Genomic DNA, 21,577 nt, shown 5'->3' on the forward strand with positions numbered 1-21,577 from the left:
AGCGAGTCTCCTTTGCGAGCCCGCATTTCACGCAATTTTGAAAGGATTTGAGGCCCACCATGGTGAAGGCTGAATGGGGAACCAAGCGCACTTGCCCGAAATGCGGCACGCGATTCTACGATCTGACCAAGGACGAACCGGTTGAGTGCATCGAATGCGGCAACCAGTGGACGCCCGAACCTGTATTGAAATCGAAACAGCCGCTTCCTTTCGAAGAAATTGAAAAGAAAAAGGACGATGCCGACTTGGCCGATGACGATCTCGACATCGATGTCGATGCTGTCGACGGCGATGTTTCGCCCGACAATGATGTAGACCTTGGCGGTGACGAAGACCTTGGTGTTGCTGGCACCGAAGGCGACGGCGACGACCAATAAACGAAATTGAAAGCGGGAAGCTGGCTCTGCCATTTTCCCGCTTGCAAATGCAGGGGCAGTGCGGCTAAAGGCCCGCCTCTGAAATGCATAGCCGCCTTGTTGCGCGGCATTTGGGGCCTTAGCTCAGCTGGTAGAGCGCTACACTGGCAGTGTAGAGGTCAGGGGTTCGACTCCCCTAGGCTCCACCATTTCACTCCACACCAATCACCTGCTTAATCCATTCTGGCGTTCAGCCACGAACGGAGCTTTTCGATTTCCACGTCGGACCAGCCCTGTGGGTCGGTTATTGCCATCCAGGCTGTCAAATAATCATCAGCGGCGTACACATGTCCTGTGCCATCAGGTGTTGTCGTGGCTGTCATGGCGTCATAGGCGGTCTGAATAAACGTGATAACTGGAATCCAACGTAGTTCTGGCGCGACATCGGGGCCTTTCGGGCTGTTAAGCCATTTCGGTTTTCGCCACATGCTTTTGGTGTCCAGAAAGACGATCGGGTCAGAAGCATATTGTAGATAAACAAAACGCATAGGGCCCCAACCGGCTTCCGCTGGCTGCTGCGAACCGTTCTGGTTCTGGAACCGAAACAATGAACTGTCGCGGAAAATAGGTAGCCATGCCGGACTGTCGTTGTTGCGCGTGCGGGTAATTTCTTGCCATATCGGGCTGGCAAATGGTGGACCGACCCAAAGCGCGCCGCCGAAGGGATCACCCACAATGTCGTGAAAATCGAACGACTGCTCCGAATTCAGCGCGCCAAGGCTGAGGCCGAACAGGATGAGCTTCGGCCGCTTTTCGGCTGGCATCGCATGCCAATGGCCATAGACAGCGTCAAACACGGCACGTGCCGTTTTGTGGCCACTCTCAGGTTGGGTAAATAGACTGAGCCAACTGGGCAGATAGGAATATTGCACCGAAACAGAGGCTGTGTCGCCGCGCTGCAGCATTTCGATAGGGGCCATCGCTGCAGGATCGATCCAGCCGGTTCCGGTAGGTGTTGCGATGACCAGCAGTGTTCGTTCAAATGCACCGATCCGGAGCAGTTCGGCCAAAGCTAACGCGGCCCTCTCTTCTGGCGTTTCAGCCGAATTGACGCCTACATAGACGCGAAGTGGCTCGAAAGCTGGCTTGCCTGTCAATTCCTCAATCTCGGCCTGCGTCGGGGAAGACAAGATGTGATTCCGGCCTGCAGCGCCAATGCTTTCCCAGGCGATCAACGAATCCGGTCCACCGGTCTTCAATGGTGCGGCGGGTGGTGGGGCATCGGGTGGGATGAACTGATCGACTTCACGGTATGAATTGTCGAGGACCCGAACAACATTGCGGATCAATATGCCGTTGCCGATAGACCAAGCAATGAAGAGCGAAATCGCAAAACCTGCCAGTATCGCAGCGCGTTGCGGCACGAAGCGCCCTAGCCAACCTGCTAAAAAATGCGCAAATTTTCTGAACGCGCGGGCTGCAATCAGAATACCCACTATGGTCGGCAGTGATACCAACAAAATTATCAAGGCTCGCGGCGAATCTTCTGCTTTGATTCCCAATGCCCGATTGGTTGCGTTCTGCCAGTCTGCGGCAAAAGCCAGTCCGAGAACAATGAGAATTAGCGCTACCGCGATTAAGACACGATCTGTAACTAGGCGTGTGTTCGCGCTGAAACGGGTGAAACCCAGCCAGCGATAAATGGCCAAAATGCCAGTTCCGATGCCATAAGCGAGCATGAAGGCGATAGCAGCAATTACGCCCTGCAATAGCGCCGGGCGGGGAATAAGACTGGGCGTAAGGCTGGCAAGGAAAGCAAGCCCGCCAAGGGCGCAGCCAAAGGGAGATTGTGGAGCGATGTAAGAACGAAGACTGTGAAAATCGAACTTCATAATCTGCTCCCCGATTATGTGGCTGATTGGTCCGGCCTAATGACGATCGGCAGGTGACCGTGAAGATTGGAATCACAGCTATAAATTGCTGTCTTTGCGTTAGCACACACCGCTATTTTTGTTGGCTCGGCGAAGCAAGAAAGTCGAACATTCACTTGTCAGTTTCCCGCTCTTCTTCATGCAAATCCTGGTCGATATTATTAGCGTCCTTTTTGACCTCGGTCTCGATGTCGGAATAGCGCTTATCGAAGCTTTTCCCGCACCCGGATAGCAGCAAAACAAGCAACAGAGCGATGCCACGCATCAGTAATCCTTCCGATATCGCACGCTGACATTGGATGTGCCAAAACTACTTAACTGGCTGAGCACCGACAATGCCGGGGTAAGACTGATTTCGATCTGACTGGCCGTATAGCCCCGCGCGTCGGTGATGATTTCCACATAAACATCGTTGGTAATATATTGACCCAGCGCAATTGCTGTGCCGCGCCCAGCCTGTTCGTCTGGGTTCAATATCCTTAGCCGGTCAAGGCCGGTGGCTGATTGCAGAACGCCCAAGGGATTAAGGCCACCCGGCGCCGCTCGCAGGCTATTGAGCGATGCCGCCAACTGGACGGCCTGCACCGCCGACAGTTCAGCAACCGAATTGCCGAACAGGATTCGAGCCATGATTTCATCCTGAGGCAGGGCTGGGGTCGATGTGAAGAATATCTCGGGCTTGTTTCCAGTCCCGCGAACTTCGACCCGGACCGTAGTTCCGTCGACTTCGCTGGCTGCGATAACCCGCAGCGACGGGTTGCTATATTCTCCGCCATTGAATGTCAGGCGTCCGGTTTCGATGCCAAAGGATCGACCAGCAAAGCCCAATGTTCCGCGAACCAGTTGCAGGTCACCTGTGATGAAAGGTGCGTCTGACGTGCCGGTGACCCGCAAATCCGCTTTCCATTCGGATTCGAGTCCCATGCCTGAGATATAGAGTTCGTCCGACGCCACCAACCGGATGTTCAATTTCCAGTTGGAGGGGAGCGAACTGACGGGATTGGCATCCCCGGTGATACGCGTCGGGCCCGAAGCCGACTTTCTCCTTACGCCGGTCAAGGTCGTCACGCTCGCTGCATTCTGGCGAACGATCCTGAAACGGGTTTCGGGAAGCGCAAGTGTACCGCTGACGAGGGCACCATTGCCGGGTGTGTTGGTGACTTCGATTTTTCCGGTGGCGGCTGTGGTGACAAGCTCGCTTCGGGCAAGCCGTGCACGGTCCAGATCCAGGTCGATTTTTGCCGGGAAACCCTTTTCGAAACTCAGGTTGATGATGCCTTGACCACTGACGGTGCCGTCGCCCGCTTTGGCGGAAATCTCGGTCAGGTCGAGGACGTCACTGTTAAACACACCGCGCACCCGTAAATTGGTCAGCCGTGTGCCATAGGTCTCATTTTCATAGATGAGATTATCAGATCGAACCGATCCGGTAAGCAATGGAACGCGCAAATTGCCCGAGAAATCAGCGGCAACAGCGACGGGGCCGACAAGGCTTTGATTGGCCAGCGTTGCAAGCGAGAACAGCAGATCCGACGGGCCATTATATCGGATTCCGCCAGATAAGGGTGCTTCGAGCAGCTTGTCGATCCATTCTCCAGGGCCGGTTGGAAGAGCGCCCAGCTTGACCTGTAGCCTTCCGACTTTTGCGTTTTGGCGTAAAATCAGCGCCGAAAATCCGCCGCCATCGGTATCGAGATTGCCCTTAAGGCTGATATTGACTGGCTGCGATGGGGCGCCAACGCTGTTGCGTGTGAAGCGTTTGATCTCCAGCCGGCCTTGTGCTTGAGGCACAGCATCGAAAGAGGCTTGGTACCAGTCGATAACCCCGCTTGCACGCCCGCCCATTTCAAAGCCGGGCAGCATGGGGTTGAGGATAGCGAGGTTCACATTGTCGATGTTCGAACGTATTTGCAGTGCATCCGCATATCGACCTTCGAGTCTGATCGTTCCGTTCCCCACCATAATTGCCGACGGAAGCAGGGCGTAGCCACTTTTCTCCGGAGCAATCCGCACCGGCTTCGCTGAGGAAAAGGAAATGCCATTTGCCCTGCCGCGCAACGCCACAGTCCAGAGATCAGGAGTCAACTGGCCATTCGCAGCTATGCGGAACGGAAAAGTGCTGCGGCCCTCTGCCAGAAATTGTGCGTTGCCCTGGCCATTCCGGTAATCGATTTTCCCGCGAGCTGCCCCGATAAACAACGAATCGATCGTTGCATCGGCCAATTGCACATCTGCGCGCACCTGCGGCTGTTCGAAAAACACAATGTCGGCATCGACTATCCCGCGACCGATACGCAGGGTTTTCTGCCCCTGAAGCACGGCATTGGCGGCCGTCGCCTTGACGACGGCACGCTGATAACGGCCCTGCGCCGACAGTTCGGCAGTACCATCAAAGCCTGAACCACTGCCGATCAACTGGCCCGCAAAGGGCCCTGCAGGCAATTGCTGAAGCCGACCGCCAAATCTAATGCCCGAGAAATCAACCCGTTTGACATCAAGGACAAGGCTTTGGGTGTTAGACAGGATGTCGACATCGCCATCAAGCGGTCCATAATCGGTGGTCGCAGTGAACAGCACAGAGAAGCCTTGTGCGGTTCGTTTGACCAATGCGCTGACATCGGCCAGACCGATGCCCATTCCGGGGCGTTGTGCCGTCACTCTTGCAACTGGCTCGGTCAGGGTCCCGCTGACCGCTATGCCGACTGGTCCATATTCGGTCGAATAGCCGCTGCCAGTAAAGCGAACGACGCCTGATGCCATGACATAACTTCCGTTTCCCTTGTTCAGGCGAAGTTTGGGCGCTGTCATTCGTGCCGATGTAATCTGCACGATTCCATTTTCAGAAAGACCGATACCTGCGCGGACCAGCATTTGCCCGCCGAGGAAATCGCGCACCCCGTCGCTGTCTAACTGCGTTGATCGCGCTCTAACCGTGCCTGAAATCGCATAATCGTTTCGCATACGGCTTTTGAGGCCGAGATCGGCGTCGATATCAAACAAACCGACGGATTCGATCCGGTAGCGATCAATCTTGCCCTTGATGCTTGCCGCCAGCTGACCCTTGGGAAAATCAGCGGCCCCTTTCAGCACTGCCGACACGCGATTGGATCGCAGGTTGAGCCTTTCGCTTAAAAGACGTCCGTTGGAATAAGCGAGGTCCCCGTAGAGACGGATATTCTCCAATATCCGTTTATCAGTGACTTCAAAGCCGGTCATCCGCCGCGCGCGTGCCGAAACCGGTATGCGGACAAAATCCTTTTCCGACCGAGTCACGCCTGTCGCACTTAGTCCAAAAAAGGCAAACTCGCCCCACTGCAATCGATCGGCTGTCACCGAATAGTCGATTTGTGGTGCGGCGATCGGGCCATCGAGAAGGAATTTGCCATTTGCCCCTTGGGTCGCGATGCCACCGGAAAGGGCAACTTTGCGCGGTATGCGCGCATTGACGGCCATTTTCTGGAAAAGGCTATCGGCCAAATCGACTGTGCCAGCGGCATCTACCCGCACTTTGTCCGAAACCAGATTGCCGGTGATTTGCGCTACGCGTTTTTCATAGTCGGCCATCAAGTCGACTTTGAACTTGGGGGCGAGCAAAGCGCCGAAGACATTGTCGCCCTCAAACTTGCCCAGCAAAATGTCTCCCGCTGCCGAAAATTTTCCGTCTCTTGCCGAGAGCACCAAATCGGCGCTGCGGTCTTTGCCTGCCTCCGCGTTTAGTTTGCCGTCCCATTTGCTCCAGCTGCCTTTGCCCTCAAGGCGAAGTTTCAACGGCGCTTCCAATCCTAGCAGCCCTGCGGCCAGCCCGTCTGCGGGACCATCAAGACGCATTGCCAGATCGAGGTGATCCTTGTCGGGAATCGCGTCGAGACGGGCAACAAGCCTGTCGCCCTGTGCTGTCTGCCCCGTGGCGTCGATAAGGGCCCTTGCATCGACAATCCGCGCTTTGGCTTGCAGACCCAATATCTGCTCTTTGCCTGTAATCGCCTTGGCGAAGACGATGCGATCAAATTGCAGACGGTCTATTCGGATATCAAGGTCTGGGAAAAAGGGTTCGCCGCGATCCGGAATGATACGCAATTCGGGAAGGCGGCGGACGTAGGCTGTTTGCGCGGTAAGTGCGTCAATAGAAACCCTGCCATAGATATAGTCGAACGGGTGCCAGTCCAGACGCGCATTTGGAATGCTCGCAAATGTCCCCTTGTCATCCTGGATGCGGACATCGATGAGTTCGGCTTCTCCATAAATGGACCCATCAATCGTTCCGATGCGAATGTTCAGGCCATTTTCGAATTCATAGGCAGCGACCTGACGGGCAATGAACTTATGGCCAGAAGACGTATCCAACCAGAAATAGAAACCGAAAACTGCAGCTACCAGCAACACGCCGATAGCTGTGATGCCCGCAATCCATTTCCAAAGCGCCCTCAAAATGCCTGCCCTAGCGACACATAAAAGGAAAAGCGCGATTCACCGCGACGCCGGCTGACTGGCGTTGCGACGTCGATGCGGACGGGACCGAAATTGGTGTAGAAACGGCCACCCAGACCAATGCCGAAACGCCAATTATCAAATTGCGGTGTGCTTTCCTGATAGACCTGACCGGCATCGATAAAAGCAACCGCGCCGAAATCTCCGAACCGGTAACGAACCTCTGCCGCGGCTTCGTTCAGGCTGCGGCCGCCAATCGGATTACCCTCGAAATCGACAGGTCCAAGCTGCTGGTATCCGAAGCCGCGCACAGATCCGCCGCCGCCGCCATAATAACGGCGCGATGGGGGCAGGTCGTCGCGCGACGTTCCGATGATTGATCCCACACGACCGCGTGCTGCGACAACGACCGACTCTGCGATGGGTTGGTAATAGGTGCCTTCAATCATCCCGCGCAGGTAAAAACGCGAACCTTCCCCCAATGCCGTTTCGGGCGACATGCGCAGATTGAGCCGAAAACCGCGACTTGGATTCAGCAGATCGTCTGACCGGTCAAAACCCACCTGGGCAGGTAGAGCGGCGACATAATAGAGTTTCCGATCACGCGACAGTCGCGCAATCTCGAACAGGCTTTCATAGGTGGCAAGCAATTCGAAGCCGACAGCGTAGGTCAGTTTCTTTTGCCAGATTGGTGTCGATTGATACGAAAGCGTTCCAGCAAGGCGGCCCGTATAGGCGTCGAAAGCATCGTAATTTTTGTGCAGCGCTGACAATGACAATTCGATCGTGCGGTCGCGCCGACCGGCATTAGAGCGGTTGAAGATCACCCCCAATGCCTGTTCCTGCGTACCCAGAATTCCACTGACCCCAAGCGCCCCCTCAGGCGGAAACAGATTGCGATGGGTCCAGCTGCCCTCAGCCTTGAAACCAAGACCTGTTTCATAGCCAGCTGACGCGGCGATCGTACGTGCAGGTCCGGCCTCTTGCTTGACAAGAAGATCGGCATAAGCCGTGCCGTCAGCAGCATTGTTCTGGCTGGGGACGGCCTCGACCGAAACGGTCGATAACAGCCCGGTAGCGACCAGCGCTTCGCGTAAATCGTCGACTTTGCGGGCATCGTACAAATCTCCGGTCCTGAAGCGACGCAATATGGCGACATGTTCTGCTTCGAATACCGGATTGCCCTCGGTCAAAACCTCCCCGAAATAGCTCTTCACGCCGGTCGTAACCGGCAGGGTATAGTCTCCGGTGCCGAGGGTTTCGTCGAGCAGGATGTCGCGTTGTCCCACCTGGGCAAAGGGATAACCATTTTGCGGCAGTGCGAGCGAAATCTGCGCTTCGGCCGCTACGACATCGTCGGCAACAATCGGGTCGCCGGTTTTTAGGGGAAAGCTTGGGCGGATTAGGTTTTCGGTGACATCGGCAGGTGCATCAAAGACAATCGAACCAAAACGATAGCGTTGGTCGGGCCGAACCCGAAACTCGACCTCAATTGCCCTTCCAGTCGTTTCAGACCGTTTTGAAGAGAGGTTGACCTTGCCGTCATAAAATCCTTCGCTCGACAATATATCGAGCAGCAATTGCTGGTCTGCGCGCGCTTTGGCGTTAATAGCCGACCGGCTTTCGGCGGACCCTCCGTTGAGGCTTAAACTGGACAGCTCGCGGAAACGTCGATTTATCCGATCAAGGATCGCGGTATGTTCGCCCGCCGCTTTCAGCCCGTCGATCTGGACTGCATAGCTGACAAGATTTTCGGCATTGTCCGTTTCGGGAATGGAGTCGTCAGACAATGGTTCAGCTGCGAAATTCTCCAGCGACGGCAATGGTTCGTCGATTGCAGGATCGGCTGGATCGAGTTCCGTTTCATCAACCTCGCCAGTTTGGGCTGGCTGCTCTCCTCCTTCGTCGACATTTTCGTCAAATGCAGGGATTGCCTTCGCGAATTCCTCATCCGAGATAATCGATGGAATCGGGCTCGCAACAGGCTGCGCTACTGCGTCCTGGGCAAGCGCGAAGGCGATCCAAGTCAGGCTTGTTTGTAGAGCAATCATTGTAGAGAAAAATTCTCCAGCCTCTGGGTCGTCTGACTGCTCCATCTATCGCCACAGAATGTCAATTGCCGACTTTTCCCGTAGGCGGCGCGTGGGTGGCGGCTCTGGTCTTTACTTTGGTAAAGGTGTCCATCGGTAAACGCTACGCAGATTGCGTTTTGCGCTTCATTCTTTGCTTGTGACCAAGGATGGCTCGGCTATGCAAGTAACCGAATTAGGCGGGGGAGGCGGCGTGAAAACTGACAGCGTAGGAGCCGGTAAAATGCTTTCGGGCTGGATGCGCGAGCCGTTGGTACATTTCCTGCTCGCCGGAATTGCCGTGTTCCTGTTTTCAATGCTGCGCGGGGAAGAGGTGGATGCGTCGAGCCGGACCATCAACATTGATGAAGCCCAGGTTAGCAGACTAAGTGAAGCCTTTGCCCAGACTTGGCGTCGTCCGCCGACGCCTGATGAAATTGATGGGATAATCCGGGACTATATCAAGGAGGAGGTTTATTACCGGGAGGCCTTGCGGCTTGGTCTAGATGCCGATGATACCATCATCCGGCGCAGGTTGAGGTCGAAAATGGAAACGCTAGCGGTTTCGGAGATTGAATCCGCAGTTCCCGATGATACGATATTGCAGGCTTGGCTCGACAAATACCCGCAGCGTTATGCCCAATCGGCGACTATTTCTTTTGACCAAGTCTATATCGGGACGGATGGTAGTCGAGCCTCTTCAATCCTTTCCAGGATCAAGGCAGGGGCAGACTGGCGCGAAGCAGGCGAGCCCATCACGCTTCCGGCGACACTTGCTGAGGCAGATCGCGACAGCGTGGCACGCACGTTTGGGACAGCCTTTGCTGACGAGCTGTTCGCGTTGAAACCCGGCACGGCTTGGGCAGGTCCGTTAATGTCCGGCTTTGGCGCGCATATAGTCCGCGTGCGTTCGATTGAAGCGCGCGGAAAGCCGGGACTTGCCGACGTGCGGCGTCAGGTCGAGAATGACTGGCGCGCCACAACCGCCAAACAACGCGAGGCAAAGGCGTATCAGGCGCTACTCGACGGCTATACGATCAAGATAGAAAAACCGTGATACGGGGGCTTTTCCTGCTGTTCATAGCACTGGTCGCGATTGCTCCGGCATACGCCGACGAAATGCGCCCCGGTTATCTGGAGTTCAGTCAGAACAATGCCACAGACTGGCGTTTGGTGTGGAAAGCCCCGCTGCGTGGCGGGCTGACACCTGACACCCGACCTGTGCTGCCCGATGGTTGCGCTCTGACTGGTGCTACCGAACGTCAACGGGCCGCAGCTGCGGTGATTTTAACCAGCGCGGTCAGGTGCAAGCTTGACGTGGCGGGGCAGGGCATTGGTCTGTCGGGTTTTGGCGCAAGCCAAACCGATGTGCTGGTGCGCGTATCGCCGCTGGATCGACCGGTGCAGGTGTTGCGTCTGACACCGAAAGAACCAATGGCCGTCATCGCAGCCAAGCCAGAGCAGTGGCAGGTCGCATGGACCTATTTTGTCACCGGCATTGAGCATATCCTCTTTGGCTACGATCATTTGCTGTTTGTCGTATCGCTGGTGCTGCTGCTGTCCGGTGCGTGGACGATAGCCAAGGCTGTCACAGCCTTTACGGTCGCCCATTCGATTACCTTGATTGGTACAACGATGGGGCTGCTTGGCTTGCCGCAACGGCCGGTCGAGGCGGTGATTGCGCTCTCCATTTTGTTCCTCGCAGTTGAAATCGCAAAAAAGCGCGAGGGGGTACCCCGATTGTCCGAACGCATACCTTGGGTTGTTGCCTTCGGTTTCGGTCTGCTGCACGGATTTGGTTTCGCAGGGGCTTTGCAGGAAATCGGATTGCCTGAAAGCGATGTTCCGACGGCGTTGCTGACGTTTAATCTGGGAGTGGAAGTTGGCCAGTTGGCGATTGTGCTGGCGGCTCTTGGCCTTTTGTATCTGCTGCGCCGTTTTGCCAAGGCAATAGAAATGCCAGTTTTGAAACTTGCCACCTATGCCATCGGTATCACGGCAAGCTTTTGGTTTGTTGAGCGCACATTTGCCTGATTGCTCAGTTCAGCGTCCGACAAAGTGCAGCGCTGGCCCGTGCATTTTGAGCCATTGATCCGCGGTTTTGCGGTCACCTTCGTATAGCGCTTCAAACCAGTCATAAAAGGCAGGGCTGTGGTCCATGTGCCGCATATGTGCGACTTCGTGAGCCACCACCGAACGGCGGACAAAAGGTGGTGCCATCACCAGCCGCCAACTAAGCGATATTGTCCCGCGAGAAGAACAACTGCCCCACCGGCTGCGAGGATCGCCAACCGACAAACTCGGCGCAATCTCTCCGGCCTTGTCACAATAGTCCTGCAAGTCTTGGGCGAACAAAGTCCGCGCCTCTTCGCGCAGCCAACGGATGATGCGTTGGCCCACCATTTCTTCCGGGCCACCGAGGTGCAATTCAGCGCCTTCATCACCCATGTTCCGGTGAACACGTCTGCTGCCGTCTGGTAGCCAGACAATTTTATGCGGTTCACCGGAAAAGGCGATGGTTTCACCATGGCCGATCGACACCGATACAGGCGCCATCTCAAAGCGGGAGGCAATCCATTGCCGCTTTTGTGCGACAAAAGCGAGCGCGGTTGCAGTCGGGGCATAGACCGGCATGGTGATGCGGATTTCGCGGCGTACGGTATCGGCGCGCATCGAAATGCGCCGCGCTTGCCGTGTCCGCTTTATTCGGACAGGCACCTGCTCGCCTTCGATGTCGACCATTGGGTCCCCGCCCTTTGGGTCAGAGAGGCTGTTCGACAATATGGTTTTCAAGCGGTCCAGCATGGAGTTCGGATATTGCCCGACCTTTGACCGATATGCCAGCCTGATGCACAGCATTGCGGTCTCCGCAGATCAGATAGTGCCAATCGGGCAGTTTTTCGTCCTTTGAGCGCAGCACATAGGCGCAGGTAGAGGGCAGCCAGGGATAGTCGTCAATCGTCCAGCGGGTTAGCCGGATGCAATCGGGCACATGCATCCTCCGATGCCGGTAATCGGCGCACATGCAACTGTTCAGATCAAGCAGTTTGCACGCGACATTTGTCGGGTAGATGCGGCCGGTATCTTCATCTTCAACCTTGTGCAGGCAGCATTTTCCACAGCCGTCGCATAGCGCCTCCCACTCATTGCGGGTTAGCTGGTTGATCGGGCGTTCCCAGAAGGGGGTGTCGGCCAAGTTAGCGCACCCATTTCGAAAGTTCGGCTGCAACCAGCTTTGGATCACCTTCATTGGCGTCCGTATTGGGCGTGTCGGCGGGCAACAAAGCCAGCGGTTTTCCATCCGGTCCCATCAAATAGGGAACCTGGCTGTGCCCCATAAGATAGCTCTCGGGACTGGATCCCTCGACCCGCTCATAATGAATGGCAAAGGCTTTGGCGGTGGCCGAAATTTCGCCATCGGTGCCGGTCAGGCCAATCAAGCGTGGGTGAAAGGCGCTGACAAATTGTTTTAGCACCGCCGGCGTATCACGACCTGGGTCAACGGTGATAAACATTGGCTGCACCTTGTTCGCCAGAACGGGATGGGCTTTTTCAAACATGGTCAGCCCGGCCATCAGATGCTGCATGTCGGGCGTGCAGATGTCTGGGCAGTTGGTGTAACCGAAATAGACCAGCCGGTATTTGCCTTTGAACTCGTCATAGCTGCGCTTGCGACCATCCTGATCGGTCAGTGTGAAGGGGGCGCCGATTGCGGCCCCTGCAAGCGGCGCTTCGCTCAGCGGTGGTTGGGCAGGACCCGAATTACAGGCAGACAAAGCAAGGGCGGCGATAAGAAAAGTGACATTTTTGTTCATGGCGGTGCCAGCATTGGTCTGGTAGGGGCGCAAATTCAAGTTCGCATTTTTTGATTCAGGACAGGGGATATGATCTCAATTCGTGCGGCCCGACGTGGCTTGGTCCTTTCAGTGCTCGCTTCTGTACTGGTGTCGACACCAGTGTTCGCGCAATTTTCCGACGGATATAATTTCCTGAAGGCCGTTCGCGAACGCAAGGGCGAGGACGTCGAAAAATTCATTAATGAACCTGGGTCAGTCGCTTTGCGGACCAAGGACGACGCCACTGGTGAAACTGCACTGCACATAGTCACCCAGCGCCGCGATCTCGATTGGCTGCGGTACCTGTTGCAAAAAGGAGCGGATCCCGATCTGAAGGACAAAAAGGGCACTGCGCCCTTATTGCTCGCGACCCAACTTGGCTGGATCGAAGGTGTACAGGGATTGGTGAAGTATAAGGCGATGGTCGACATCACCAATCGCAGTGGAGAGACTGCGCTGATCCGCGCGGTGCAATTGCGCAATCCGGATATGGTGCGCGAACTGCTGAAAGCCGGCGCTAACCCCGACAAGCGAGATACGATTGCCGGGCTCAGCGCACGCGAATATGCGGCGCAGGATGGGCGTAACAGTGCGATCCTCGGCATTATCGAGCGAGGTGGAAAGACCGAGAGTCCCGCTAAAGCAGACGATCTGGATTTTTCAGGGATCAGCGACGTTAAATAGCCGACTTCAAATCGGCTCGAATCTCATCGCCGCGCCATTCATGCAGTAGCGCTTGCCCGTAGGCTTGGGGCCGTCATCAAAGACATGGCCGATATGGCCGCCGCAGCGTGAGCAGTGAACTTCGGTTCGTGGCAAATGCAGGCCGTAATCCGCCTTTGTCCCGATTGCGCCGCGAATCGGTCGCCAGAAACTGGGCCAACCTGTCCCACTTTCATATTTCGTCAGCGCATTGAACAATTTTTGCCCGCATCCGGCGCAGACGAAATTCCCCTTCCGCTTTTCATCGTTAAGCGGGCTGGAAAAGGGCGGTTCGGTATACTCCTTGCGCAACACACGATAGGCCAAGGGGGAGAGGATCTTGCGCCACTCGGCATCGGATTTGACGACCGCAAAAGCCTTACCTGCTGCAGCGGATGATGCCCAAAGCGCAGCGGTAGCCAGACTTACCACGCCACCCAAGGCGGCTTTCAGGAAAATACGCTTGCCGTAATTGTTCATGCCGAAATCCTTTCGCCTGCTTGAATGTAAGTACGTTCGAAGCAGGCAAAAGGTTTCAAGGAAGACTCAATATTTTGTAAGTTCAACGTCCATCGAGCGATAGCCGTGGACGAAGCAGCCGGCAACACGGATTGGTTCTGCCACGACATTCGGGCGGAGGCGGCGCTTGGCCATTTCTTCGAGAAGCACACGGATCTGCAACTCGGCCAGACGCGCGCCAACGCAGCGGTGGATGCCATAGCCGAAGGACAAATGGCGGCGCGCATTTTCGCGATCGACAATCAGTTTGTCGGGATTGTCGAAGACGGTTTCGTCGCGATTGGCCGAAAGATACCACATGCCGATCTTGTCACCTGCCTTGATTGGTGCACCGAACAGGTCGTGGTCCTTGAGCGCAGTGCGGCGCATATGCGCCAGTGGTGTCTGCCAGCGGATGACTTCGCTGACCGCATTCGGGATCAACTCTGGGTTCTTCTCCAGCTTCTCACGCTCGTCCTGGAAACTGTGCAGGCCATAGGCATAGCCCGACATCGAATTGCGGGTGGTATCATTGCCACCGACGATCAGCAGGATGAGATTCCCCATATATTCGAACTGGTTCATGTCCTTCATCGGCGAATGGATCATGCGGCTGATAAGGTCTGGTGCTTCACCCCGATTTTTGCGCTCGTCCCACAGACGCTGGAAATAGGCACCCATCTCAAACATCTTGGCCAGACGTGCCTTGCGTGTTTCCTCGGTGCGGAACAGTTCGACATCACCCGCCCAGTCAGACCATTCGGTTAGCAGACGGCGATCTTCCCATGGGAAGTCGAACAAGAGGGCCAGCATCTGTGTCGTTAGTTCGATCGAAACCTTGTCGACCCAGTCGAAAGCGGTGCCGACGGGAAGTGAATCGAGCAACTCACCGGTCCGGCGACGGATGTCGGTCGCCATGCGTTCCATTTCGCCTGGGGTGAAGGCGGGCGCAATAACACGGCGTTCCTCGGTGTGCTTGGGCCGGTCCATCGCGATGAACATCGGCATGACGATTCGCTCGTCTTCCGGAATGGGTTCATCAAGCGCTTCATCGTCAACCAGCGTGATGCCGCCATGTTCGAACGAGGAGGAGTAAATGTCTGGCAATGCCTCGACATGCTGGATGGCTTTCAGCGTGGTGACATTCCAAAAGCTGCCAAAACCGCTGCCCTCGACCTTGTTGATCGGGGCCTGCTCGCGCATTTCCTTGAAAATCGGATGCCAGCGATCCTCGACATAGATTTCGGGTCGGGTGACGTCCCATTCATGCGGACACTGAACTACCTTCCAAGGCAGCTTCTCGCCAGATTCGGTTGCCGATGTATCGAGCACAGGGGCAGTTGCCATTTTAGACTCCTCTTTCTTTGTCATGAAGAGTGCCATTGCTGACAATAATGTCAATCCCGTTTCGATAAGCAACTTAATTTGCGGTTAGCAAATCAACCCGGGAGTTTAACCAAGCCGAACAGCTTTTTGCCGCCTGTGTCCTTGATCCGGCCAGCGCTCCCTGATTTCATGACATTGCGGCGGAACAAGTAAACCCCGACACGCAGAATGATAAGCACAAACAATGCTTGCCAGACAACCGCGAGGAGGTGCGGCCACAATGTCGCATCCTGCGCGGCTCGGGCGACCATCGCGAAAGGCGATGTGAACGGGAAAAGGCAGGCGAACAGTTCGATGGGTTCACCCATCTTGGTGACTGTGTACATGGCAAGGAAGAAGTTGATCAACTGGGCCATAGTCACCGGCATGGACAAGGTTTGGACCTCACGTACCGTCGCCGCCATTGCGCCAATTCCAAGGAATAGTGATCCAAGGATGAGATAGGCCATTGTGAAATAGACCACGCCGAGCATCACGAATATCGGCCAGCCAACAGCGGGCGTAGGCAGGCTGGGCAAAGCGGGGCCGGACAGGCTTGCAAGCCCGAAGCCCACTGCAGACCAAACTGCAATGCCGACAAAAGCCATGGCCAGCATGGCAAATAATTTGCCTAGGAATACTGCGTCCATAGGAACGGCTGCGGCCAAAATCTCGATAATTTTGTTCGCCTTTTCCTCGACAAGATTGGAAAGCACCATGCCCGCGAGCAGCATGGTCAGCATGAACAGCAAAACTTGCGTCGCTTGTGCGGTTACCAGCCGCTGCTGCTTTTCATTGCCGGCGCTGCGTTGGACCAACCGTGTTTCGACTGGTGGAAGCGCCATTGCGTCGGCATTCTTTGCGAAAGCCGCGAGCATCGCGACTTCCCCCTTGTAGCTTTCGATGGGTCCCCGCGTGCCGGTCAGAACAGGCTTATCGAGAGTTCCACCGAGTATTGCCGCCAGACCATTTGCTTTGTCATCAAGCAGCTGTTCGGGCGCAGAGTCGCTTGCCGACTGGGCCAGTTGTTTCATTTCGGGCAACCGCCTTTCTCCAACTTGTGCGGCAAGTGATGCTCGTGCTGCCAATAACTGACGACTGTCGTCAGCCGACATTGCCACGCCGATAACCGGACGATCGATATCACGTGCAACCTGCCCGCCGAGCAAACCTGCAGCTCCCCCGACAAGCAAAGGAAACATCGGTCCCAACAGGAAGAAGAAGAAGGCCTTGGAGAAGATGATAGCCGTGAAATCACGGCGGCCGATGACGAATGCGGCGCGGATAGTCTCTATCATATCAATTCCTCCGCAGTGGGTGCATCCATCTCGGCGGCGGTATCTTCACCTGCAATGGCAACAAAAGCATCATGCAGGCCGGGGCGTTCGATCGAAAGAGACCGAATGCCCGCCTTGCCCCCAATCAATGCCGTAAGCAGCGGTTCGACTCCGCTGTCGGGTAAGGTGAAATGCCACCAATTGCCTTCATGCCTGACGTCGTCAGGCAGTGCCTTACGCCAGGGGCCGTCGGCGGTTTCGGTTTCCAGATGCACCTGCGGACGCAATCGGTCGCGCGCGGTTGATACGAGTCCATCAAAGCTCACCTTGCCCTTGGCAATAATCGCGATGCGTTCGCACAACCGTTCGGCATGGGCGATGACGTGGGTGGAGAATATAATCGTGACGCCGCGGTCCGCTTGTGCGCGTATCATGCGTTCGAGCTTCGCCTGATTGAGCGCATCAAGGCCGGAAAAGGGCTCGTCGAGTACAATCAGCTTTGGATCGTGGACGATAGTGCCGAGCAGTTGCACGGTTTGCGCCATGCCTTTCGAAAGTTGGCGTATCTGGCGGTCGGCAGCATAGCCAAGCCCTGCCTCTTCCATCAGTTCGCGCCCGCGCATTTCGGCCGCTTTCAATGGCATTCCGCGCAGGGCGCCCATGAACGCGATGGTATCTGCAGCCCGCATCGACTGGTAAAGTCCGCGTTCTTCGGGAAGATAGCCCACCAGTTTGGATTGGCTCAATGGGCGGTCAGAGCCGAGCAAGACACGTGTTCCTTCATCGGGATCGATAATCCCCAGCAACATTCGGATCGTGGTCGTCTTGCCGGCGCCGTTCGGTCCCAAAATGCCGTAGATACTCCCCTCGGGTACGTTCAGGTCGATGCCGTCGACCGCGCGAAAACCATCGAACTGCTTGACAAGCCCGCGTGCCTCGATTGCATGCATATTGGTAAATCGCCCCAAAGTTATCCGACACCCGAATAGGGACAGCGCGTGAAAAGACACAAGACAAATTTGGTTAACGCCCTGAAGGAAAAGGCGAGGGCTGAGGGTTTTGCCGATTGCCGCGTGGCTCCTGGTTATCTCGCACCTGAAGCGGGCGACCGATTGCGTCAGTGGCTTAATGAAGGTCGAAATGGCGATATGCTCTGGATGGCCGATCGCGTCGACCAGAGATCGAGCCCTGACGGCCTATGGCCAGAAGTGCAGTCAGTCATCATGCTCGGCATGAGCTATGCGCCTGAAACCGACCCTATGGCTCTTGAGGCGCAGCCGGAGCTGGGCCGCATTTCGGTCTATGCCCAGCGCAAAGATTATCATGATGTCGTTAAAGGCGCGCTCAAGCGGCTGGCGCAATGGTTCGTCCACCAAACGGGCAGCGAAGTGAAGGTATTTGTCGATACGGCACCGGTGCTGGAAAAGACCCTCGCCGAGGCAGCCGGGCTGGGTTGGCAGGGCAAGCACAGCAACCTCGTCAGCCGCGAACATGGCAGCTGGTTGTTGTTGGGTACGATATACACAACTGCAGAGTTGGAGCCTGATGTTGCAGGGCGCAACCGCTGTGGATCATGTACTGCTTGCCAGACTGCCTGTCCGACAGATGCTTTTCCTGCACCCTATCGTGTCGACGCACGCCGCTGTATTTCCTATCTGACGATCGAGCACAAAGGGCCAATCCCGCACGAATTCCGCCGTGCGATGGGGAACCATATCTATGGCTGCGATGATTGTCTGGCCGCTTGCCCCTGGAACAAATTTGCCCAAACCGCTTCGGTGCACAAAGCGTTGGCGCAGCGGACGGAATTGTCGGATCTGCCATTGGCTCGGTTGCTCGCGCTCGATGACAGTCAATTCCGGCAACTGTTTGCAGGGACCCCAATCAAGCGGACCGGGCGGGATCGCTTTGTCCGTAATGCCGCAATTGCGGCCGGCAACAGTGGCGATATCGCCCTTGTCTCGCCGCTGGTGCAGTTGCTCGACGATGCCAGTTCGCTGGTACGCGGCGCAGCCATTTGGGCGATCGCGCAATTGGATGAAGTTCAATTTTCGGCAGAAAAGTGTGCGCGACTCAAATTTGAGTCAGATGAAGCAGCGCTTTTGGAGTGGGAGGTCAGCGTGCCATCAGCGCGTTGACACATTGCGCGCGGTCCACTTCGGCCCCGTCGCTGCGCCGCGCATCGACATGGGTTACAATCTCCGCGCCATTCTTGCCGTCGGGATAGAGATAGGCATCGAGGATGCAGGCGCGACCGCTGAACTGCAGTTTGCGCCCCTGCACCTCGATAATATCAAGGCGCGGCGGACCGAACATGCGGACCAGCGTTCCCATGTCCTTGCCCATAACGGCGTCGAGCCCCTTTGAGGATGATGCCGTTCGCGCTGTCGGTGAAGTCGCGGCGGGTTTGTCCAGCGGCACGGGTGCGCTTTGCGGACGTTTGGGTTCGGCGCTGGCAGCGCCGCAAGCCGTCAGCATCATTGTAGCAATTGCGACCGAGGCAAATCTCTTCACTTGTTTGTCACCCTGAATTTTCCATGCGCCATATGCACGGCAGACGCGGTGGCGACAACTGGGACAACAAACTGCAATAGCGGAACCATCATGCCTGCGGCACCAGCCAAGCCAAGCATCAGTCGCTCACCCTTGCCGAAAGCGGCCATATGATGCCCGTGACGTGCGACCAGCATATCCTCCAGATCGCGCCCGAGCAGCAGGGCATTGACGCCAAGAAACACTAGCGGCGCACCGATGCCGGTAATCAGCAGCACCAGATAGAATGGCAGCGCCAACAGATTATATCCGAGCGCGCGCATGGCCGAGCGCATACCCATCCGTGCCGACTGCCAATTGCTCGGCCGCTTGCCGCGCGCGGCCTCGAAAGGATAATGCTTTGCTTCGATGATATCGATGATGTCGTCGGAGAAGACCCAGGTGATGGCAATCGCGATCATTCGGAACAACACCAACCCGCCGATCAGCAGCACCGCGATGGCTGCGACGGCGCTCAACCCGCCATCATCGGCATAGCCGAGGGCATGGAACAGCCAGTCTATCGAAAACCACAGGCCGATGCCCAAAAAGACGAAGGACAGCAGAGTGAGCAGCATCACCCGTGCGAGGATGCCCATGATGCCTTTGTCCGAAAGACTGGCGAAGCCGAGCGAGATGGCTCTGAACATTCCACCTAGATAGTGCGGGTGTATTACACATGCAAGCCACTTGCCCTTTTGTGCAAGCCGCATTAGGGCGCGCCAAACTCTTTGCAGGAAGTGTAAATGACGCAAACTCGCTACGACGTGCTGGCCATCGGCAATGCGATTGTCGACGTGATTTCAGACGCCGACGATGCCTTCATTACCGCGCAAAATCTCAACAAGGGCGGGATGACTCTGATCGATGCGGAGCGCGCGCAGACGCTGTATGATGCAATGGGCCCCGGTCGCGAGATCAGTGGCGGCAGTGCGGCCAATACGCTGGCGGGGCTTTCAAGGCTTGGCCACAAGACGGCGTTTATCGGGCAGGTGGCGCACGACCAGCTCGGTGACGTTTTCGCACATGACATCCGCGCAACCGGAATCGACTTTGACGTGCCAGCCCGCCCAGGCCAACCGCCGACGGCGCGCTGCCTGATCCTAGTCACTCCTGATGCGCAGCGGACGATGAACACCTTCCTTGGTGCAGCGCAGTTCCTGCCCGAAACCGCGATCGACAAATCGAAGATCGAAGCTTCCGCCTGGCTGTATCTCGAAGGCTATTTGTGGAACGCGCCTGAATCGCGTGCGGCGATGACGGGTGCGATTGCCATTGCCAAAAAGGCCGGGCGCAAGGTTGCGCTGACGCTGTCCGACGCCTTTGTTGTCGATGGCCATCGCGATGAATTCTTCGCGCTGATGGATGATGGTTCGCTTGACTTGCTATTTGCCAACGACACCGAAGTGCGCGCGATGATGCAGACCGAGGATACCGAGGCGGCCGTTGCAGCGCTGGCGGCGCGCGTTCCGATGCTTGTGTGCACACATGGTGCGGCGGGCGCAGAGGCGCATCGTGGCGACGAACATGCGCGCGTTGGCGCAGAAAAAGTCGAACGTGTGGTTGATACCACCGGCGCGGGCGATCTGTTCGCGGCGGGCGTTTTTGCCGGGCTGGCGGAGGGCCGCAGCCTTGAGGATTGCCTTACGATGGGTGCCGTTTGCGCCGCTGAAGTCATCAGCCATTATGGCGCGCGGCCTGAGGCGGATATCCGCAAGCTCGTCGCCAAGCGGCTCGGTTCCTAATAAGGCAAGACCCGCACGACATCGGGCCAGAAGCCAAGCGCCCAGATCGGATAGCGCACGAAATAGCCGAAGATCAGCGCGCCCAGCCCCCATTTGGTGGCCCAGTGCAGGCCGCCTATCGTCTTCCGGTCCCACAGGATCAGCGGGATGACGAAGGCGAAAGCGACCAGCCCGCTCACCGCATGTCCCACCATCACCGGCGGGAAGATCGGCCAGCGGCCGACGCCGGGTTCAACCATCATCAGCGTGAAGAGCAGCATGAAACGCTTGTGCGCCTGCGGGTCCATGCGGTTGCGCCAGCCCATGATAAGCATCAGGATCATCGGCGGCAGCGCCATCAGCGGCACCACCGACCAGCTTTCGGCGTCGATAATCGGCGGATGGGTGCCGCGCGCGATTGCGTGGGTCGCGGTCAGATAGGATAAAGGAATGATGATCACCGCGAGGGCAAATCCCCACACGCCCAGCTGCCGGTGGATATCGCGCCGCTTTGCTGCAACCAGCCGGATCTGCGTATAGAATATCGCCAACCATCCGGTCAGCGCGATGCCATGCGCCATGACGAGAGGCGTCAGCGACGGGTTGGGCCGCGGATAGCTGACCGTCTGGAAAAGATAGAAACTCGGCGCAAAGCCGATGAAAATGGCGATGATGATAGCAATCGCCATGCGCCCATAGAAACGACGCTCGGCATCTTGGGCCTCTGCGCCCGTTGCATTGGCTGTTGTCGCCATACCCCTTCCCCCCGGAATTATGTTCGGTGCGACCCGAAAGGCTGGGATTTTTCTGCGGTGTCCCGCCTTGAGACAGCTTGTTACATATCTGTGACGGCCTGTGA

20 protein-coding genes and 1 tRNA gene are annotated in these 21,577 nt (G+C 56.6%); 7 read left to right on the forward strand and 14 right to left on the reverse strand.

Features of this window, described 5'->3' with window-relative positions; all coding sequences use genetic code 11:
* Positions 1–59: 59 nt before the first annotated feature.
* Complete coding sequence (locus DXH95_RS00055; RefSeq protein ID WP_115547456.1) at positions 60–377, forward strand: FYDLN acid domain-containing protein; 318 nt, start codon at positions 60–62, stop codon at positions 375–377.
* Between the two features lie 112 nt (positions 378–489).
* Positions 490–565: transfer RNA gene (locus DXH95_RS00060), tRNA-Ala, on the forward strand.
* A 24-nt stretch (positions 566–589) separates the two neighbouring features.
* On the opposite strand, the gene DXH95_RS00065 is transcribed toward DXH95_RS00060, so the two are convergent.
* The 4 genes from DXH95_RS00065 to DXH95_RS00075 form a co-directional block, all read right to left on the reverse strand.
* The gene (locus DXH95_RS00065) at positions 590–2,248 is read right to left on the reverse strand and encodes an alpha/beta hydrolase (RefSeq protein WP_115547457.1); all 1,659 of its coding nucleotides are present in this window, start codon (positions 2,246–2,248) and stop codon (positions 590–592) included.
* A 151-nt stretch (positions 2,249–2,399) separates the two neighbouring features.
* A complete protein-coding gene (locus DXH95_RS16025; protein WP_181883512.1) occupies positions 2,400–2,552 on the reverse strand; it encodes a hypothetical protein in 153 nt (50 codons plus the stop codon).
* Positions 2,552–6,715, reverse strand: coding sequence for a translocation/assembly module TamB domain-containing protein (locus DXH95_RS00070; RefSeq protein WP_115547458.1), 4,164 nt, complete (start codon positions 6,713–6,715; stop codon positions 2,552–2,554). The genes DXH95_RS16025 and DXH95_RS00070 overlap by 1 nt, the downstream gene beginning before the upstream one ends.
* A complete protein-coding gene (locus tag DXH95_RS00075; protein WP_115547459.1) occupies positions 6,712–8,811 on the reverse strand; it encodes an autotransporter assembly complex protein TamA in 2,100 nt (699 codons plus the stop codon). Before DXH95_RS00075 ends, DXH95_RS00070 begins: the two co-directional genes overlap by 4 nt.
* A gap of 187 nt (positions 8,812–8,998) precedes the next feature.
* On the opposite strand from DXH95_RS00075, the gene DXH95_RS00080 reads away from it, so the two are divergent.
* Both DXH95_RS00080 and DXH95_RS00085 read left to right on the forward strand, forming a co-directional pair.
* On the forward strand, positions 8,999–9,841 hold the full coding sequence (locus DXH95_RS00080; RefSeq protein ID WP_181883513.1) for a peptidyl-prolyl cis-trans isomerase: 843 nt from the start codon (positions 8,999–9,001) through the stop codon (positions 9,839–9,841).
* Positions 9,838–10,818 (forward strand): HupE/UreJ family protein, encoded by a 981-nt coding sequence (locus DXH95_RS00085; RefSeq protein ID WP_239016485.1) that lies wholly within the window; start codon positions 9,838–9,840, stop codon positions 10,816–10,818. The genes DXH95_RS00080 and DXH95_RS00085 overlap by 4 nt, the downstream gene beginning before the upstream one ends.
* A gap of 9 nt (positions 10,819–10,827) precedes the next feature.
* Here the strand turns inward: DXH95_RS00085 and DXH95_RS00090 are convergent, their stop codons facing one another.
* From DXH95_RS00090 to DXH95_RS00100, 3 genes are read right to left on the reverse strand one after another with little or no spacing between them, the layout of a single operon-like run.
* Complete coding sequence (locus DXH95_RS00090; protein ID WP_181883514.1) at positions 10,828–11,589, reverse strand: M48 family metallopeptidase; 762 nt, start codon at positions 11,587–11,589, stop codon at positions 10,828–10,830.
* Complete coding sequence (locus DXH95_RS00095) at positions 11,546–11,980, reverse strand: YcgN family cysteine cluster protein (RefSeq protein WP_239016486.1); 435 nt, start codon at positions 11,978–11,980, stop codon at positions 11,546–11,548. The genes DXH95_RS00090 and DXH95_RS00095 overlap by 44 nt, the downstream gene beginning before the upstream one ends.
* Position 11,981: 1 nt before the next feature.
* Positions 11,982–12,599 carry an SCO family protein gene (locus DXH95_RS00100; protein WP_115549297.1) on the reverse strand — a complete coding sequence of 206 codons (618 nt, stop codon included), beginning with the start codon at positions 12,597–12,599 and terminating at the stop codon, positions 11,982–11,984.
* Positions 12,600–12,668: 69 nt separating this feature from the next.
* On the opposite strand from DXH95_RS00100, the gene DXH95_RS00105 reads away from it, so the two are divergent.
* Entirely contained in the window at positions 12,669–13,304 is a 636-nt protein-coding gene (locus DXH95_RS00105; RefSeq protein ID WP_115547463.1) for an ankyrin repeat domain-containing protein, read from the forward strand.
* Positions 13,305–13,310: 6 nt separating this feature from the next.
* Here DXH95_RS00105 and msrB read toward each other — a convergent pair whose 3' ends face one another.
* The 4 genes from msrB to DXH95_RS00125 all read right to left on the reverse strand — a co-directional run bounded on the left by msrB (position 13,311) and on the right by DXH95_RS00125 (position 17,412).
* The gene (gene msrB / locus DXH95_RS00110) at positions 13,311–13,802 is read right to left on the reverse strand and encodes a peptide-methionine (R)-S-oxide reductase MsrB (RefSeq protein WP_115547464.1); all 492 of its coding nucleotides are present in this window, start codon (positions 13,800–13,802) and stop codon (positions 13,311–13,313) included.
* Between the two features lie 66 nt (positions 13,803–13,868).
* A complete protein-coding gene (locus DXH95_RS00115; RefSeq protein WP_239016487.1) occupies positions 13,869–15,167 on the reverse strand; it encodes a cytochrome P450 in 1,299 nt (432 codons plus the stop codon).
* A 92-nt stretch (positions 15,168–15,259) separates the two neighbouring features.
* Positions 15,260–16,483, reverse strand: coding sequence for an ABC transporter permease (locus DXH95_RS00120; protein WP_115547465.1), 1,224 nt, complete (start codon positions 16,481–16,483; stop codon positions 15,260–15,262).
* Positions 16,480–17,412, reverse strand: a complete 933-nt coding sequence (locus DXH95_RS00125; protein WP_115547466.1) for an ABC transporter ATP-binding protein — start codon at positions 17,410–17,412, stop codon at positions 16,480–16,482. The genes DXH95_RS00120 and DXH95_RS00125 overlap by 4 nt, the downstream gene beginning before the upstream one ends.
* A gap of 48 nt (positions 17,413–17,460) precedes the next feature.
* On the opposite strand from DXH95_RS00125, the gene queG reads away from it, so the two are divergent.
* Positions 17,461–18,600, forward strand: a complete 1,140-nt coding sequence (gene queG / locus DXH95_RS00130) for a tRNA epoxyqueuosine(34) reductase QueG (protein ID WP_239016488.1) — start codon at positions 17,461–17,463, stop codon at positions 18,598–18,600.
* Here queG and DXH95_RS00135 read toward each other — a convergent pair.
* Both DXH95_RS00135 and DXH95_RS00140 read right to left on the reverse strand, forming a co-directional pair.
* Positions 18,578–18,976: a hypothetical protein gene (locus tag DXH95_RS00135; RefSeq protein ID WP_147291644.1), complete on the reverse strand. Its 399-nt coding sequence runs from the start codon at positions 18,974–18,976 to the stop codon at positions 18,578–18,580. The two genes, queG and DXH95_RS00135, sit on opposite strands and share 23 nt — an antisense overlap.
* Positions 18,973–19,644, reverse strand: coding sequence for an EI24 domain-containing protein (locus DXH95_RS00140; RefSeq protein ID WP_181883515.1), 672 nt, complete (start codon positions 19,642–19,644; stop codon positions 18,973–18,975). The genes DXH95_RS00135 and DXH95_RS00140 overlap by 4 nt, the downstream gene beginning before the upstream one ends.
* A gap of 96 nt (positions 19,645–19,740) precedes the next feature.
* Between DXH95_RS00140 and DXH95_RS00145 the strand changes: the two genes are divergently transcribed.
* Complete coding sequence (locus DXH95_RS00145; RefSeq protein ID WP_115547470.1) at positions 19,741–20,739, forward strand: adenosine kinase; 999 nt, start codon at positions 19,741–19,743, stop codon at positions 20,737–20,739.
* Here DXH95_RS00145 and DXH95_RS00150 read toward each other — a convergent pair.
* Positions 20,736–21,473, reverse strand: coding sequence for a hypothetical protein (locus DXH95_RS00150; protein WP_115547471.1), 738 nt, complete (start codon positions 21,471–21,473; stop codon positions 20,736–20,738). The two genes, DXH95_RS00145 and DXH95_RS00150, sit on opposite strands and share 4 nt — an antisense overlap.
* Between the last annotated feature and the right edge of the window lie 104 nt (positions 21,474–21,577).

It is taken from the genome of Sphingorhabdus pulchriflava (genome assembly GCF_003367235.1).
In the GTDB taxonomy this organism is placed as follows: Bacteria; Pseudomonadota; Alphaproteobacteria; order Sphingomonadales; family Sphingomonadaceae; genus Sphingorhabdus_B; species Sphingorhabdus_B pulchriflava.